The organism is Spirosoma flavum, assembly GCF_042686045.1.
In the GTDB taxonomy this organism is placed as follows: domain Bacteria; phylum Bacteroidota; class Bacteroidia; order Cytophagales; family Spirosomataceae; genus Spirosoma; species Spirosoma flavum.
On the sequence record NZ_JBHUOM010000007.1, the window covers coordinates 106,389 to 122,419 of the forward strand.

Here is a 16,031-nt window from a genome sequence, read left to right on the forward strand (position 1 = left end):
CTTAGTAGCTTTGCCAGTAACTTAATAACCAAAAAACTCGATCAACCTCCTGTCGTGTTGGCCTTCAAATTAACTAAAGAATACACCTTTTTCGCCAGATCCATGAACACCCGTTCGATTTGTTTTATCCTTGTTCTACTGCTGCTAACGTCCAGACAACTAATGGCCCAATCACCTGGCGATGGGTTCATCAACGGGGATCTACTCCCCAATGCCCCTGAGTTAGCTACCCGGGGAAGCTATGGGGTGGGGGTACGGACGATGAACCTGATTCACCCAGGCCAGCTTGATGTGCTACATGGAAGTCAGGGCAAGTACCCGCTCTATGACCGCCGGTTAAGGGTTGAAATCTGGTATCCAGCTAGTATTGTGGCCAACAAACAGCCTACCGTTACCTATGAATCTACCCTTGGCCGGGCCAATGATCCCAAACGACCGCTTAAGCCGTTTACGTTCCTGGGCCGGGCTGCCCGCGATGCCAAGCCTGACCCTAGTGGGGGCGCTTATCCACTGGTGATTGTCTCCCACGGCTACCCCGGCTCACGACTATTGCTAACCTACCTGACCGAAAACCTGGCCTCCAAAGGTTATGTTGTCGTGGCCATCGATCACACCGAATCGACTTACGGCGATCTGGCTGGCTTTCCCAGTACGTTGCTGAACCGCTCCCTGGATGATGGGTTTGTGCTCAATGAACTGGCCCGGCTATCGGGGAAAGCCAGTACTAGTTTTCTGGCGGGCCTGGTTAACCCAGACAATACTGCCTTGATTGGCTATTCGATGGGGGGATATGGAGCCCTCAATGTGGCCGGAGCTGGCTACAGTCCCCAGGCGCTGAAAATGTTTGGGCAGCTGACCGGGGGCAGTACGGCTCTGGAAGCCCGCACTCAAGCCTCGCCCACTTACAAAGCGTCACTCGATTCGCGCATTAAGGCCGTCGTTGCATTTGCTCCCTGGGGCATGGAGCGGGGTGTTTGGGACGCCACAGGCCTGTCAGCCCTGACCTTGCCCACACTATTGGTGGCTGGTAGTAAAGATGATGTGTCGGGATACGAAAAAGGCATTAAAGCGATTTACGAAGGCGCTGTCAACGCGGATCGGTATCTGCTGACCTACGTCAATGCCCGCCATAATGTAGCGCCCAATCCGCCCCCCCTGGCCTCGATGCTCCCCGGGGCATCGGTGGAGGACTACATGCATTATGCCGAGCCTGCCTGGAACGAGCATCGGATCAATAATATTAATCAACACTTCGTGACGGCTTTTTTAGGGATTCACCTCAAGGGCATCGATTACAAAAAGTATTTGGATCTGCCGGGCCCCGAGGCAGCCGAGGGTTGGCCCGGCTTCAAAGCCCGCATGGCTGTGGGGCTGGAAATGCGCCATGCCAAACCGTAGCGGTCTGGTGTCTTGCGGGGAACAAGCAAACGTTTAAATGAACCATCTCGGGAACGTTTTCTGGCTTATTCATTGTGAAATGCGTGGAGCGGCTAGTTCAAGCAGACGTTCACCCATTGAGAGAGAAGAAAGTGTGATCAACCATTATGATGAGAATAAGGCTACAACTTCTGCAGTTTTGACTAATTTCTTAGGGTTGTCCTTACCGACCTTTGCCCTATGGAAAACAACGTAAAAGGTAAAGTCGTAGTCATTACCGGTGCCAGCAGCGGCATTGGCGAAGCAATTGCGATTAGGCTGGCTGAACAAGGTGCGAAAGTAGTGTTAGGGGCTCGTCGTCAGCAGCGGTTGGATAAGTTAGTAGAACGGATCAAGGATGCAGGCGGTGAAGCTGCCTGTTTAGTGATGGATGTCAAACAGCGCGACGATTTGGTTCGGCTGGTTGATTTAGCTTGTAAAACGTACGGATGTTTAGATGTGATGATCAATAACGCGGGAGTTAGTCATCTTTCACGAATTGATGACTTGCAGCTGGAAGAGTGGGAAGAAATGATTGACGTGAATCTTAAAGGCACCCTGTATGGAATGGCAGCGGCCTTACCCGTCTTTAAAAAGCAGGCTTTCGGACATATTATTAACATCCTATCTACGTCCGGTATCAAGATTGTCCCGCTTCAAGGGGTCTATGCAGGCACCAAAAATGCGGTGCGAACCATTGCTGAAGCACTGAGGCAGGAGTCGGCTGGAAACTACCGGGTGACCGGAATCTCACCTGGTTTTGTTAATACGGAACTGTCCGATCATATAAAAGATGAAGTGGCTAGAGTGGCCATAAAGGAAAGGGCAGCTCAAATCGCAATTAGTCCCGACGCTATCGCCAGTGCGGTGGCCTACGCCATTAGCCAGCCAGACCAGGTGGATGTGGGAGATATCGTTGTCCGTCCAACTATTCAGGATTGAGGCCAATTCAATCTAAACATGAAAACTACGTTGCAGCCTGTCGTTTTTAAAACTATTTCTGAATTGATGCGCGGGATGGGTATGCCTAAACCACTGCATCCTTTGGTGGCATTGGTAAATTATGACATTGCAACGATTAGCCGTGAGAACGCCGGACGCAGTTTCCTGATTGATTTTTATAAGATATCCTTTAAGAAGGATTTCAGAGGGCAGGTGAAATACGGCCAGGGATATTACGACTTTGAGGAAGGTGGCCTGGCTTTTTTAGCGCCGAATCAACTCGTGACCATGTCGGGCGACGAGAGCAGCTACGACGGATATACCCTCTATTTTCATACTGATCTAATCAGCGGGTATCAATTGGGTAAGAACATCCATCACTATGGTTTCTTCGCCTACGCCGTAAACGAAGCGCTGTTCCTTTCGGACAAGGAGAAGCGAATCATCGGCAATTTGTTTGACTGCATCGCTGCTGAGCTGGAAACTAATACGGATACCTTTAGCCAAGACGTGTTGGTTTCCCAAATAGAGCTTTTGCTGAATCACAGCAATCGTTTTTACAACCGACAGTTTCTTACTCGCAAAGCCGTTAACAACGACTTGATCAGTCAAATGGATACCTATCTGACCGCTCGCTTTGAAAATCATCTGAGCGGGCTACCCACGGTTCAGGAGGTAGCCGACGAGCTTCGGGTTTCGCCCAGATACCTGACAGATATGCTTAACTCATTGAGCGGGCAAAGTACACAGCAACATATACATAACCGGTTAATTGAAACGGCCAAAGTCAGCCTAAGCACTACCCGGTTATCCATTGGAGAAATCGCCTACCAACTGGGTTTTGAGCATCCGCAATCGTTTAATAAATTATTTAAACGGTACACGAATCTTTCCCCGAATGCATTTAGACAATCGTTCAATTAAGGGCAGTTATTTTCTAATTGTCTTAACCTGATGTAGGAGTGTTTTATTGAACGCTTTCTTTTAACATCTGTTCAACACGGTTCATAGCATACGCTGTTAGGTCTACCGGTTTTGTCTCTTGCCGAAAAGTAGTTAAAAATCATTCTTTTCGGGGAGTTCGATCTAACGGGAATTTTCGCATAATTGGCATGTCAATAAATCATTGTCATGAAAAAATTCCTGTTACTCGCCTTCTCTATTCCGTTGTATTTCAGTGCACATGCCCAGCATCGGGACATGCAGCTCGAAGATAGTATCCTATACTGGATCAATTGGGTGCCCGAGAAGCCATGGAAGCCATTGAGTGCCGATGGCCGCATCCTGACTACGGGTCAGAAAGCAGAGATGTATAGACTGGTGGACTGGATGATGCAGAGCTATCACCCGGTGGGTGGCGTGGGGTCATTCAAGACAGTTCTCAATGTGAGGACCAGTTCGGATTTCAAGGACTATCGTCCACACAATTATTATCTCGACTTCCGCGTCTGGAACGTGAGCTACGATAACAGGGATGTGAAAGGAAATTTCACGGCGGTCAGTGAAGAATACATCAAATTCCCGGTCGGGTTCAACCAGATTCCAAGCAGCCCGATCGAATTCCTCAATGGGCCGGGGGTGTGTTATTTTACGTGGCTCGCACAGGATGATAAGTCCGGTCTGGCGGCAAACGATCCAGTCAAGAAGGCGGATCCAAAAATCTCCGTAAACTGTGCGCCCTTTATCGTGCGTAACCAGACCGTAATCCTCGCACCCAATAATAAACTCCCTTTTCATCGGGCGACGGTTGGCGAATTTCTCGATGCCTGTGAGTCGAGTTTGCCTTATGCCATGGGCGTGGTAAAGGCGCATAAGGATCCGAAATACCAGGATGGACTGGAGGCTGAATATGAGAAGTACCGGACATGGATCAGAAAATGGAAGAAAGAGTATGCCGGGAAACTCGATCAGCCGGCCACACTGGAGAATAGCCAGGTAACCTTGTCAGGAATCTTCTCGCAAAATGTGGACCCGTTCCGTAACAATCCAGGATCAGAAAACTATGAAGTCTGGACGATGAATCCCGACGTGTTCGAAAAAGCTAAACAGGACAAGCCGTTGTTCATTACGTTTTCGATCCCATTCCAGACAAGCGAGAATGGTATCCAGGCGTATGAACTGTATCAGGCGCTGACGAAAAACGTAAACTACCAATATATTTATGACTATTATTTCGATCCGGAGAAGATCAAAGGCAAGGTATATAAACCCGCCGATGAATCCGGAATGCTGAAACGTCTGGCGGGCTACAAGGGTAAGTTGCCGAATGGCACGAAAGTGGGAACGGCGACAGGATCCTCCAGCAGACCAATCATCACCACGGCTCCCAAGAAGGCGGCTCCCGGCGTCCTAATCAACGACGATTTTACCAGCGCTCCGATTGGACAGATGCCACAAGGTTGGTATGTACGTTCCGTTGGCAAACCTTCTTCTATCGCAACCATAAAGGGTATTGATGGGAACTGGCTGAAACTTGGGAGTAATAACGCCACCTTCCCCACAACGTTGCCGAAGATACTGCCCGAGAATTTTACGCTTAACCTGGACGTGGCCACCGTTGCGGATTTCGGCGGACGGACGGGCGGACAGCTACTGATCCATTTTAGCAATGGAACCGGTTATAGCGTAAATGGAGATGAAGCGCTCAGACCCGATCCAACCATTTTAGATCTGAAATTGATCGCAGGGAGTGATGCCGATCGCGTCGCCACGTCGAATTTTCGCGGTGGGATCGAGCTGGAGATGCATGAATCTGGGGGACCGAATACCGAGCATAACAAGGAGGGTCTTTACCTCAAGAAGTCATTACCTGAATTTACGAATATACACACCAGGATCCATGTGACTATTGAAATGAACGCGGGAAACTGTACAGTCTCTATCAACAATAAAAAAGTGATCGGTCCGACGGAGATGAAGTTATCTTATGACAGCAACTGTACGAAGTGCGGGCTGTCTGCGGGTAAGACATTTTCGCTGTTGAATTTTAAGAACATCGATAATACGGGGGAAAATTTTCCAGTGTTTATCGGGAATGTGAAATTGGTGAAAAAGTAGATGATTGTTTGACTCGTCCGGTAACAGGTCTATCAGACTGGGCCAGAATGCAGGTTAGTGCCCCCGACGGCAAGGCCAAACCCAAAGCATTGGTAACCGATGAACTGGACCGCAACCAGGCATTCAGCCGCCGGCTCATCCAATTAACCGGTGTTGACGTTCCCGTTAGCCAGGTGGGTGCTCCCATCAACGGATTAGTACATTCAGCTATTGGTTACAACTTTGCAGATGCCTATGGCAAGTTAGTGGACGAACGGGAATATGACGTGCCATTAGGTGAGGGAGTGGCTAAGCGCTATAAGCTACGCGTCTTAGTTAATAATCGGTACAATACGGCAAAAGCCTAGGAGGCTTAGCTAGGCTTTTGCCGTCGTTAAGTTTGGGTATCGCCGGCAATATGCAGTGGATATTTGAGTCAGTGTATGCTGACTACAAGCAAGTCGGACCAGTTGGCAAAATCAATTGTTATAATAACCTAACACCCGGTAGAACGTTATCGTAGTAGCCAGTTCGTTCGCAGGCTGCCGTTAACAAATCATAACGTTCCATCTGCTTACGCTCCCGCTACGGGAAATGTAGGCTAAGTAGGGATAAAATAGTTCTAGAAAATCAGGTAAAATGGAAAATGTAACCGTTCCCGTTTGGTTTATCACCGGGTGTTCGACTGGCTTCGGACGAGAATTAGCCAAATTAATACTAGCCAGAGGTTGGAAAGCCGTGATTACGGCCAGACATGTAGAGCAGGTAAACGATCTGGCGGAAGGCTATTTGACCACAGCCCTTGTGTTACCCCTGGATGTGACCGAGAAAGAACAGGTGGCCGCAGCCGTAGTCAAGGCGCAGGAAACCTTTGGCAAGATTGATGTATTGGTTAACAATGCAGGTTATGGCTACTTTACCAGCATTGAAGAAGGGGAAGAGGAGAAAATCAGGGCTCAGTTCGACACCAATTTTTTCGGCCTGGTCAATATGATCCAAGCCGTATTACCTGGTATGCGTCAGCAACGTAGCGGGCATATCATCAATTTTTCATCCATTGGTGGTTTAGTTGGTTTTACGGCGACGGGTTTTTACCACGCCACCAAATTTGCCGTGGAAGGCTTGTCTGAATCACTATCAAAAGAAGTGGGACCGTTGGGCATTACTGTATTGCTGGTTGAGCCAGGCCCCTTCCGGACCGACTGGGCTGGCCGTTCTACCGCCCGCACGGAAGTACAGTTAGAGGATTATAAAGTGAGTGTGGGTGCCCGAATGGCCGCCAGTCTTGAGGGCAGTGGTCATCAAAAGGGAGATCCCGTCCGAGGATGTGAAGCCATTATTAAAGCCGTCGAAACCGCTTCCCCTCCGCTGCGACTCCTATTAGGAGAAATGGCTTATAAGCTGGCCATGGAGAAAGCCGACTCGATGAAAGATAATTTCAATACCTGGAAGGACTTGACGCTAAGTGCTGATTTTCCAGAACACGCCGTATAAAGTGGGAAATGCCGTTGCGTCTGGATAGTCGGCTGAAGCTACCCAGGAAGGCGGGCCTAAAAAAAAGAACTGAAAAAGAATAAGAAGACTTTCAACCAACCATGTCTGATCTTTACAAATAGTACGCTACTGTAATCGGTATGGTATGATTACAGAAGAAGGTTTTTGGGGAAATAGTCATGGCACTTTTAAGCCGGAATCTTAGAAACCATCCATTTTAAAGCGTACCTATTTTACACCGTTTGGGACGGCTAAATTAACGCTCGAACAAAAATAGGATGACGAATCTTCCGACGAACAGACTAGAATCCAGAATTAAAGAGGCTGTCACATGGGCTGCATGGCCTGTGTGACAGCCTCCTTTCTAACAATAGAATGGACTTACTTGAACGAGTACGCTTTGACCGTATTGTGGTAAAAGGTAGGAACAAATAGCACCTTGGTGCTTGGATTATACCCAAGGTCCGCCGAGCTGATCTTCTGTGTTGAGGTGTCCATTTTTAGCTCAGTTTTCCCATCGGCATGAATGTACCATATTTTTCCGGCCCACTCGGTGACCATATAGGTCTTGTTTCCCAAAGCCACAATCCCATCGATACCGCCCGAAACCTTAGCCAATGTCATGAGTTGTTTTGTCACGGGATTCAAACTCAACAGGGAACCATCACCATTGCCGATCAGTAATTGACCATTCTCAAACAAAAGACCGTTGGTGCCCTTGAGCGGATCACCAGACAGAACAAGACTAGCTTTCCCATTGGTGATGGCCCACACTTTACTGTCATTCGAGTCGGTGATGTACACCACGCCTTTTTTGGTATCAATGGCAATATCATTGAGAAATTTAGCGCCTTCGATTGGATACCGGTTCAGGATCTTTCCCGTAGCCAGGGCAATTTCGGCGACCTGCGTCATTTCGGTCACGTACAATTTATCTCCCAGGATACCCATGCCTTTGGTCGAATTGAGGTTGTCGGTAAATTTCAACTGAATTACCTTGCCATCCAGTCCCAGTTTGGCGATGTAGCTGCTTTTATTCTCCAAGTTCGGACTGCCGTTGATACACGCTACGTAGAGAACTTTTTGAACTGGTTCAAATAAAACGCTTTCGGGTGTACGGAGGGTCGTATCGGTTTCCCATTCGGGTTTCAGTTCCACTGACTGGGCTTGAACCAAAGAAGTGAGGCTGAATATTAAAGTAGGCAGTAGGGTAAAAAATGATTTTTTCATCAGATTGTCCGTTCGGAGTAAGGAGTAAAAAAAGGGTTATATGCCCGGCGAATGTATCGAATTTCTGTCAATTATCCCTCCTAGTACAGTTTGAAGCAACCTATAGGCTATTCTGGATAACGAGACAGCCCTGAACGCTAAAGAAATCGATTTTCGTTCTAATTTTACCCAATCAAGACCATTTAGTTTTCCCCCCTGTAAGGACAGTTGAACAAAGCTTGATGAGATATGACTTTGTATTTAGATTGGAAGCATAAGGCAAATTTTAATATCTGTCAAACACGATCAGTCGCATACGTACTTAACCCATTAGCGCATTTAACAAAAAACAGGTGTTACCCTACGACTCCCATTTCACGTATTTCTGCCAGTTATGCTGTTCGCTAAAGCCCAGCACTTCACGGATTTTGCGATTTGAAAATAAGGCTTCATGCTCTCCCAATTCGCGAGTAATGGGCACACCGGGAAAGAACTTCTCAGCCAGTTTTTTGCTGGGAATAATGGCTCCATTATGATCATTTCCAGCATTAAAAATCTGATACCCAAGGCCCTCTTTTTGCAGACATAAATCCACGATCTGGCCTAAGTCACGCGCGTCTATATAACAGAAGGCATTCCGGCGTCGCACTTCAGGGTTGGTAAAATAATAGGGAAACAGTTTAGCGTATTCGTGCGGTTCAATCACATTGCCAATACGAAGGGCATAAATATCAAAGCTGGACCGTCGCTGGAAACTGCGTGCTGTTTGTTCATTGACTACCTTCGATAAGCCGTAGCTATCCATGGGATCAACGTCATAATCCTCTTCCAGCGGCAACACTTTGGGGTTGGTTTGGCCATCGGAAAAACAGATCCCATAGGTAGTCTCGGAGGAAGCAATAATAATCTTTCTAATGCCCAGTTTAACCGCTGCTTCAATCACATTGTAGGTACCCATGGTGTTTACCCGAAACGTTTCATTATCGGGTTTGAGTAAGATCCTGGGCACGGCGGCAAAGTGAACGACCGCATCAAATTTGGGTACGCCATTGCCCGGCTCCAATTCATCTAAGCCGGTATAGGAACTCATGGCATTAAACATCTGTCCAGAATCGGTAATATCAGCGACCAGATTATCGACCCCTGGATGATCCAACGGCATCAGGTCTACATTCAACACTTTATGGCCTTGGTCGAGCAGGTAGGGAATGACGTGCTTTCCGGCTTTTCCCGATCCGCCTGTAAAAAATATTCGCTTTTTAGTCATGTATTTGTCTGATTAATACTGATTTTTCTTGTTACTGACTTATTTTGTTTGCGTTGTTTATTGCCTATCCTATTCTAGGCCACAAAACGAATTCGCCAACGGTATACCGTTGGAAAGAGAATCTCTTTTATTGAACGCTTAGAGGCCGGTTTTAGCGACTCCTCTCCTGCCCAACCATCGACCAATTAACCATCCGATTTTAGGCTGCGTTTGTGTTTAACAGATAACTAGCATCAGGCGAGAGCTGTTCAACCATGACTGGCTACCGAATATTGGACTTGTAACACTATAATAGCTTTTGAAAATATGAATTAACCATAATTTAATTATCTTATTTGTAGTAAAAATACTCATTATCAACGTTTAGGTTTAAAACTTTCCTATTCACAGATATGCGCATCATCGGATCTCTACTCTTACTCCTTTTAACAGCAGCTATAATGAATGCCTGCAAAAAAGAGGATGCTCAACCTCTAACCCAGACAGTTGCTAATGTGTTAACTAATAGCGATTTTGAAATAACACCCTATCAAGATTGGACAAACAATCTAGGCAAAATTTCAACGACCAACCCAACCAATTATTCAGTCTCTTACTCCACTGAAGCAGCTTCATCGCCTTCCCATTCTATCAAAGTGACTTGTTCAGCAGCTCCCAATGATTCCACCTATCAGTACATGCAACAAATACTCTATACAGCTACTACCCCTATACCAGCAGGTGCCAAGCTGACCATGAAAGTCAAAATCAAGATGGTCAACATTCAAGGTAACGGAATCGCGCTGGCTATGGGAGGTAACCAGGGAGCTAGTGCCAAGTATGCATCCGCTTTTTACACATCCACCGAAGGAAAAACATCAATTGTGGGCACCAATGAGTTTAAGGAATATACACTGACGTTTGATGCATTTCCAGCCAATGCGACCAGTATGTATGTTTTGCTGTTTTTCTTACCGAAGACCACAGGTACCGCTTATTACGATGATGCATCATTGAGTATTAACTAAGAGTGAGCGCTCATTTTATAAGCACAGGTTTATAAATTCACTTAGGTGATGATTGCCTCAAAAACTCAATACTACTTACCGGTTTTTCTACTATTGGGTTGTTTATTTTCCTGTCAGAAGGATCAAGCCCCAGGCCCTCTTTCGGCAACAGCCCAAACGTATATTGACCAGCTTGTTGCTGCAATGAAAGCGAATTCCATTAATCGAAAAACGATAAACTGGGTTGATTTTCAACAGCAAGTCAAGGCTAAAGCGCAAGGAGCAAAAACCATTGCCGACACCTACCCTGCCATTCAGGTTGCCTTGACCCTACTTGAAGACCATCACAGCTTTTATACTCCAGCTCAGGGAACCACAATTTATGGGAGTTCGCCCCTAAATTGTAGTAACCCGGCTCCGGCTCCTGTTCCTGCCTTGCCTACGGTTGGATATGTGAAGGTCACAGCTTTTTCAGGAAGTGGCTCCGCCGGTACTGCTTTTGCTCAAGCGATTCAGGATGCCATCAAAGCAGCCGATTCGGATTCAATACGGGGCTGGATCGTTGATTTGAGACATAACACTGGGGGTAATATGTGGCCAATGTTAGCAGGCATTGGACCTATTCTGAGCGAAGGGTCCGCAGGTTACTTTATAGATCCCGATGGGAAGTACTCTACTTGGTCCTACCAGCAGGGAGCTGCCCTGTTAGATCAAGCGACTCTGTCTAAGGTCAACAGCCCTTATCAGCTTCGCAAGTTAAACCCCAAAGTTGCTGTACTAACGGATCGGTCTACAGCCAGTTCTGGCGAAGCCATCACCATTGCATTTAAAGGGCGTAGGCAAACCCGCAGTTTTGGCACCTCAACCTGCGGCCTTTCCACAGCCAATATTGGTATTACGCTTAGTGATGGTGCCGTTTTAACGTTGACTCAGGCGACGATGGTTGATCGGACTAAGCTACCTTATGGTCAGTCCGTTGAGCCAGATGAATCTTCCTATTCCTCTACCGCCGTGGCTAATGCCATAGCCTGGCTACTTCGATAAAACTTGGCTAGGTTACCGCTTTGCATTTTTGGCTATTTAAAAGAGAGTCACTCTTGATAAAATATTTCGTTTCTGCATTTCGTCCATTACATAAGTGTAGTTACGTAACAACTCTACAGAAAGTGCAATATTTAACTCTCAATGAATATAATTAGAGATTGTACTTTATGCAGATCTGTTCAGCGAGCAAAATGGTAGAAATTGGGGGCCACTTGTTCAAACAGTTTATAATGTAGAGAGTCATTGCTGACTTTCTTTTTACTGTAAAGAACGCCTTCCTCCCCATGCATGGCTGAGACCTTCCAACGATAAGAAATTGCTTTATGATTGATGGCCACGTCAGCTATGTTGTTAGTTTTCATCGCTGTTGTAATTCTATAAACCTTCGCACTATCCATATGACGGTGTTCAAGTAAAGAGTCAATTGCTAAAAACTTATTTTTACTTCCTTCATCATAATAGGTATGGTAAAAGCTTAATTCTGGTTCATTTCCGAACGTTCGCTTGACAAGATTTATAACTAACCCATCAACAACAACATACTCATTCTGTGGCAAAACAGCTATATTTTTAGTACTATCCAACTGAATAATCATGTGGTGAAGATCTTGAAAGGATTGACTTTGAATCAGTGAAGTACTGTCAGTCCGTTTTGTGCAAAACTCAGGTAAGAATATCAATAAGAGAAAGAAAATAGGAATAGATAAAAGAACAAGTATACCAGTACCCAATGCTTTGATTAGAGTTATGAAGAATTGCATAAATGTTTGAAAAATGCAAAATTACTTTAGAGTTATTGTATACTTATTTTTGAATTTTTTCCTGAGTCGTTATATAAATGACGTGGCTGTTGCAAAAGTAGATCAGTATATAATAAAACTGATCAGGTACTGGCAGGGCAATTACCATTCCGCCTTGTTCAACGGAAGTAAAGCGTAGGAACTTCTTCAAGTTATACGCCATAGCGGCCACATACGTCACTTCGGCTGCGGCCTCTCGACCACGGGTGTTAATTTGGCGCAGCCCATAGTAATTGAACAATGGCATTCTTACTCCTCCCAGTTGGAAGAGTAATTCGGACGTTTAAGTGAACGATTTTTGGGTAGGAGAGGGGTGTCATTGAGATAGATTAAATTTAATAGCTACCTAGCGAAATCCGTAGAGCAATCGATTTATAATCTCCCTCCATGTTGCTGCCTATATGCCCTTGGTGATAACTGAGTTTGTTTTTTAAATAGTCTGGAGAAATAGGCGGGATCTTTAAACCCAAGCCTGTATGAAACTTCAGATAAGGAGTAGGTTGTATTCAGGAGGTATTTCTTCGCTTCTGTTATCAGAAACTCATGTACTACTTGCAGGGCTGACTTTTTGACGATAGCCTGACAGATACGGTTCAGGTGAACGGTTGTTATAGTCAACTCGCGTGCATAGTGCTGAACAGACTTCGGTTCATTAAGCCCCTGGCGAATTAATTTCTGAAACGTCAGGAAATACGTTAGCGTACGATTGTCAGATGGCGGGACGGGCGTTTCAGACCGCAGACTGATGCGGTATAAACTGAGAAACAAAAGCTGAGTCAGGTGTTGTAAAGTATATTGTTTTTCGGGTTGGACTTCGTCCAGCTCCCGAATAGTTTTGTCTTTTAGCCATACTATTTCGTTGAAGGAAATTTCCGAATGGTCAAAAGTTAACTGATTGAGCTTTTTGATTTCTAATAGAACATGCTGAGCGTCACTAAACAGATGCTCCAGCGACGATTCGGAAAAGGTAAACACGTCGCCTTCCATACCGGCCTGAAACGCGAACCCATGCAGTGTATTAGCCGGAATCATCAGCACACAGGGCGGTTGAAGCGACAGATGTTGCTGCTCTGATAGCAAGGTGCCACTGCCAGCCGTAAAGATGAATAACTGGTACAGGTTGGTGTGTAAGTGCTGATCAATTTCCCAACCATATAATTTACTACGCACGGCCAGCAATTCGCGGTGGATAAAGTTCTCTGGGAAGGGGAGTTGATGCTCGCCATATAATCCTTTGAAGTTTTTTAGATCACGGCTCATGAATGTTCTAAAAAGACAATTATGTGGTCTAATATAAAATAATTGTTCTATTTGTACAAGAATGATTTAGAATCATCCAAGAAAAGATAGGAACATCCTTATAGCTTTGCCTTCACTTATTCGTGATTCGAAACCGATTAACCATGGAAGAAAAGGCGTATCATCAATCCCTACACGATGAGCAGGTTTTATCGGCCAATTCGGTCCAGCCCGACTCATTAAGTACGCATCCACTACACCTGTCTCCCGGCTATAAATCCACGATTTTACGCAGCCCAACCCGTCCCTTGATACTGGTTCCGGATCAAATGAAAAACCTTCGTTTCCCTGTTTTTGGTGAATCCTGCATTGGGCCATTAGATAATGACCTGACTAAAAATGCTCGCCGAAACGGGGAGCCAATTGGTGAGCGGATCAAAATAGCTGGTCAGGTTCTGGACGCGTCGGGGCGACCGCTGCCCAATGTGCTGGTTGAAATCTGGCAGGCTAATGCTGCTGGGAGGTACATACACAAAGCGGAAATTCATGATGCACCTCTTGATCCTAATTTTTTAGGGGCTGGACGCCTGCTGACGGATGCAGACGGTCGGTATTCATTTTACACCATTAAACCGGGAGCTTATCCCTGGGGCAATCATTATAATGCATGGCGTCCCAATCACATTCACTTTTCGGTGATCGGCCATCATCTCGATCAGCGATTGGTGACCCAAATGTATTTCCCGGGCGATCCGCTGTTCGCCTATGACCCCATTTTCCAGTCGGTTCCTAACCACGCCCGTGAGTTGCTCATTGCCCAATTCAGTATGGACTGGACCGAGCCGGAGTTTGCCTTAGCGTATGAGTTCAATATCGTACTAAATGGTCGGAACCAAACCCCGTTTGAGTCATGAATACCTTACCAATAACGCCCTCCCAAACGGTAGGCCCTTTTTTTGCCTACGGTCTCACAGCTCGTCAGTATGGCTACGACTACACGAGCCTGATGGATGGAATGCTGATTGAGCCGCGCGAAAGTCAGGGAAAGATCATTTATATCACGGGGTGTATTTTTGATGGGAATGGAAATTCCGTTTCCGATGCGATAGTGGAACTATGGCAGGCCGATGCGCAAGGTCAATATGCTGCTGAACCAATTGCCTATCCGCCCGATCATTCCATCTTTACGGGCTTTGGCCGCTTTGGCACGGGTACGACAGCCAACCACGAATTTTTCTTTACGACGTTTAAGCCGGGCCTGACTGCCGAGGATGCGGCTCCCCACATCAATGTCATTCTGTTTATGCGTGGCTCCCTGCGGACTCTCTATACCCGGCTCTATTTTTCGGACGAACCAGAAGCAAATGAACGGGATACGTTCTTGAACTCGATTGAACCCGACCGGCGGAATACGCTCCTGGCAGCAAAGCGTACGGATGGACATTATCAGTTCGATATCCGGTTACAAGGTTCCGATGAAACGGTCTTTTTTGATTTATAGGAATCCCGTATCGTGCTAGCTGAATCAATTTTCACCACTCCGCTGATGGAGGCCCTTTTTTCGGATGCTACCGAACTACGGTTTATGCTGGCTTTCGAGTCCGCATTAGCAACGGCTCAGGCTGCTGTTGGTGTTATTCCGACCTCATCAGCAACAACTATCGCGGACGTTTGCCAGCAAACCGATTGGGATACGGAACAAATTCGGGAACAAACGCTGCTGTCTGGCAATCCAGCCATTCCGTTCGTCAATCTATTGAAGGAGCGAGTTGGTAGGAAAAGCCTTAAAGCAGTTCAGTACGTTCATTGGGGAGTAACCAGCCAGGATGTTATCGACACGGCATTAATGTGTCAACTGAAACAGGGATTGGAGCAACTCCGGGGCGATTTGAATCGGCTAACCAATCAATTGACGGCCTTAGCTCACACCCACCAGTATACGCCGATGATGGGAAGAACTCTATTGCAGCAGGCCTTGCCGATGACGTTTGGCGGCAAGGTTATGGGCTGGCTCGACGGGCTGCTACGCTCAACGGAACGTCTGGAACGGATTATGAAGGAATGCATCATCGTGCAATTAGGCGGGCCGGTCGGCAACGGCGCAACACTGGGTGAACATGGTTCTGCCATTCGCGAGCGGGTGGCCGATACACTGGAACTGGGAACAACTACACACGCCTGGCATACCCAACGCGACCGATTGGCCGACATTGCCGCCATGCTCGGCATTCTGAATGGGTCGCTGGGTAAGCTGGCCAATGATGTCATTCTGCTGATGCAAACCGAAGTTGGTGAAGTGCGCGAAGGGGCTGCTGAGGGTAAAGGCGGATCATCGTCCATGCCTCATAAGCGAAATCCGGTTACGTCTACGTTTATGGTTGCCATCGCGCACCGTACGCCCGCCTTAGTGGCTAGTCTTCTGGGTGCTATGATACAGTCCCACGAACGAGCTGCCGGAGCTTGGCATAGCGAATGGCCCGTTATTCGGGAAGTAGTGAAACTCACCGCGGCCAACCTGCACTACGCCAATGACCTAATTGGTAGCCTGGAAGTCGATACGGTACGGATGCAACAAAATCTCAACGCGACGAATTGACA

16 protein-coding genes are annotated in these 16,031 nt (G+C 46.7%); 11 read left to right on the forward strand and 5 right to left on the reverse strand.

The annotated features are described in order from the left end of the window. Positions 1–162: 162 nt before the first annotated feature. The 6 genes from ACFS25_RS13910 to ACFS25_RS13935 all read left to right on the forward strand — a co-directional run bounded on the left by ACFS25_RS13910 (position 163) and on the right by ACFS25_RS13935 (position 6,888). On the forward strand, positions 163–1,398 hold the full coding sequence (locus ACFS25_RS13910) for an alpha/beta hydrolase family protein (protein WP_381501754.1): 1,236 nt from the start codon (positions 163–165) through the stop codon (positions 1,396–1,398). A 219-nt stretch (positions 1,399–1,617) separates the two neighbouring features. Next, the gene (locus tag ACFS25_RS13915) at positions 1,618–2,358 is read left to right on the forward strand and encodes an SDR family oxidoreductase (protein WP_381501757.1); all 741 of its coding nucleotides are present in this window, start codon (positions 1,618–1,620) and stop codon (positions 2,356–2,358) included. An 18-nt stretch (positions 2,359–2,376) separates the two neighbouring features. Continuing rightward, positions 2,377–3,282 (forward strand): helix-turn-helix domain-containing protein, encoded by a 906-nt coding sequence (locus ACFS25_RS13920; RefSeq protein ID WP_381501760.1) that lies wholly within the window; start codon positions 2,377–2,379, stop codon positions 3,280–3,282. Positions 3,283–3,489: 207 nt separating this feature from the next. Next, positions 3,490–5,415 (forward strand): hypothetical protein, encoded by a 1,926-nt coding sequence (locus ACFS25_RS13925; protein WP_381501763.1) that lies wholly within the window; start codon positions 3,490–3,492, stop codon positions 5,413–5,415. Between the two features lie 47 nt (positions 5,416–5,462). Then, positions 5,463–5,762 (forward strand): hypothetical protein, encoded by a 300-nt coding sequence (locus ACFS25_RS13930; RefSeq protein ID WP_381501766.1) that lies wholly within the window; start codon positions 5,463–5,465, stop codon positions 5,760–5,762. Between the two features lie 271 nt (positions 5,763–6,033). Then, a complete protein-coding gene (locus ACFS25_RS13935; protein WP_381501768.1) occupies positions 6,034–6,888 on the forward strand; it encodes an oxidoreductase in 855 nt (284 codons plus the stop codon). Between the two features lie 381 nt (positions 6,889–7,269). Here ACFS25_RS13935 and ACFS25_RS13940 read toward each other — a convergent pair whose 3' ends face one another. Both ACFS25_RS13940 and ACFS25_RS13945 read right to left on the reverse strand, forming a co-directional pair. Next, entirely contained in the window at positions 7,270–8,118 is an 849-nt protein-coding gene (locus ACFS25_RS13940) for a hypothetical protein (RefSeq protein ID WP_381501771.1), read from the reverse strand. Between the two features lie 340 nt (positions 8,119–8,458). Next, positions 8,459–9,364 carry an NAD-dependent epimerase/dehydratase family protein gene (locus ACFS25_RS13945; RefSeq protein ID WP_381501774.1) on the reverse strand — a complete coding sequence of 302 codons (906 nt, stop codon included), beginning with the start codon at positions 9,362–9,364 and terminating at the stop codon, positions 8,459–8,461. A 392-nt stretch (positions 9,365–9,756) separates the two neighbouring features. Between ACFS25_RS13945 and ACFS25_RS13950 the strand changes: the two genes are divergently transcribed. After that, a complete protein-coding gene (locus tag ACFS25_RS13950) occupies positions 9,757–10,371 on the forward strand; it encodes a hypothetical protein (RefSeq protein WP_381501777.1) in 615 nt (204 codons plus the stop codon). 48 nt (positions 10,372–10,419) lie between these two features. Beyond that, the gene (locus ACFS25_RS13955; RefSeq protein WP_381501780.1) at positions 10,420–11,394 is read left to right on the forward strand and encodes a S41 family peptidase; all 975 of its coding nucleotides are present in this window, start codon (positions 10,420–10,422) and stop codon (positions 11,392–11,394) included. Positions 11,395–11,573: 179 nt separating this feature from the next. Here ACFS25_RS13955 and ACFS25_RS13960 read toward each other — a convergent pair whose 3' ends face one another. From ACFS25_RS13960 to ACFS25_RS13970, 3 genes are all read right to left on the reverse strand, one after another. Beyond that, complete coding sequence (locus ACFS25_RS13960; protein WP_381501783.1) at positions 11,574–12,155, reverse strand: hypothetical protein; 582 nt, start codon at positions 12,153–12,155, stop codon at positions 11,574–11,576. A gap of 43 nt (positions 12,156–12,198) precedes the next feature. Next, a complete protein-coding gene (locus ACFS25_RS13965; protein ID WP_381501785.1) occupies positions 12,199–12,441 on the reverse strand; it encodes a hypothetical protein in 243 nt (80 codons plus the stop codon). Between the two features lie 125 nt (positions 12,442–12,566). Further along, positions 12,567–13,454 (reverse strand): helix-turn-helix domain-containing protein, encoded by an 888-nt coding sequence (locus tag ACFS25_RS13970; RefSeq protein WP_381501788.1) that lies wholly within the window; start codon positions 13,452–13,454, stop codon positions 12,567–12,569. 143 nt (positions 13,455–13,597) lie between these two features. Between ACFS25_RS13970 and pcaH the strand changes: the two genes are divergently transcribed. Genes pcaH through pcaB form a run of 3 tightly spaced genes read left to right on the forward strand, consistent with a single transcriptional unit; the run spans position 13,598 to position 16,029 of the window. After that, the gene (gene pcaH / locus ACFS25_RS13975; RefSeq protein WP_381501791.1) at positions 13,598–14,347 is read left to right on the forward strand and encodes a protocatechuate 3,4-dioxygenase subunit beta; all 750 of its coding nucleotides are present in this window, start codon (positions 13,598–13,600) and stop codon (positions 14,345–14,347) included. Continuing rightward, positions 14,344–14,934, forward strand: coding sequence for a protocatechuate 3,4-dioxygenase subunit alpha (pcaG, locus tag ACFS25_RS13980; protein ID WP_381501794.1), 591 nt, complete (start codon positions 14,344–14,346; stop codon positions 14,932–14,934). Before pcaH ends, pcaG begins: the two co-directional genes overlap by 4 nt. A 12-nt stretch (positions 14,935–14,946) precedes the next feature. Beyond that, positions 14,947–16,029, forward strand: a complete 1,083-nt coding sequence (pcaB, locus tag ACFS25_RS13985; RefSeq protein WP_381501798.1) for a 3-carboxy-cis,cis-muconate cycloisomerase — start codon at positions 14,947–14,949, stop codon at positions 16,027–16,029. The last annotated feature ends 2 nt before the right edge of the window (positions 16,030–16,031 follow it).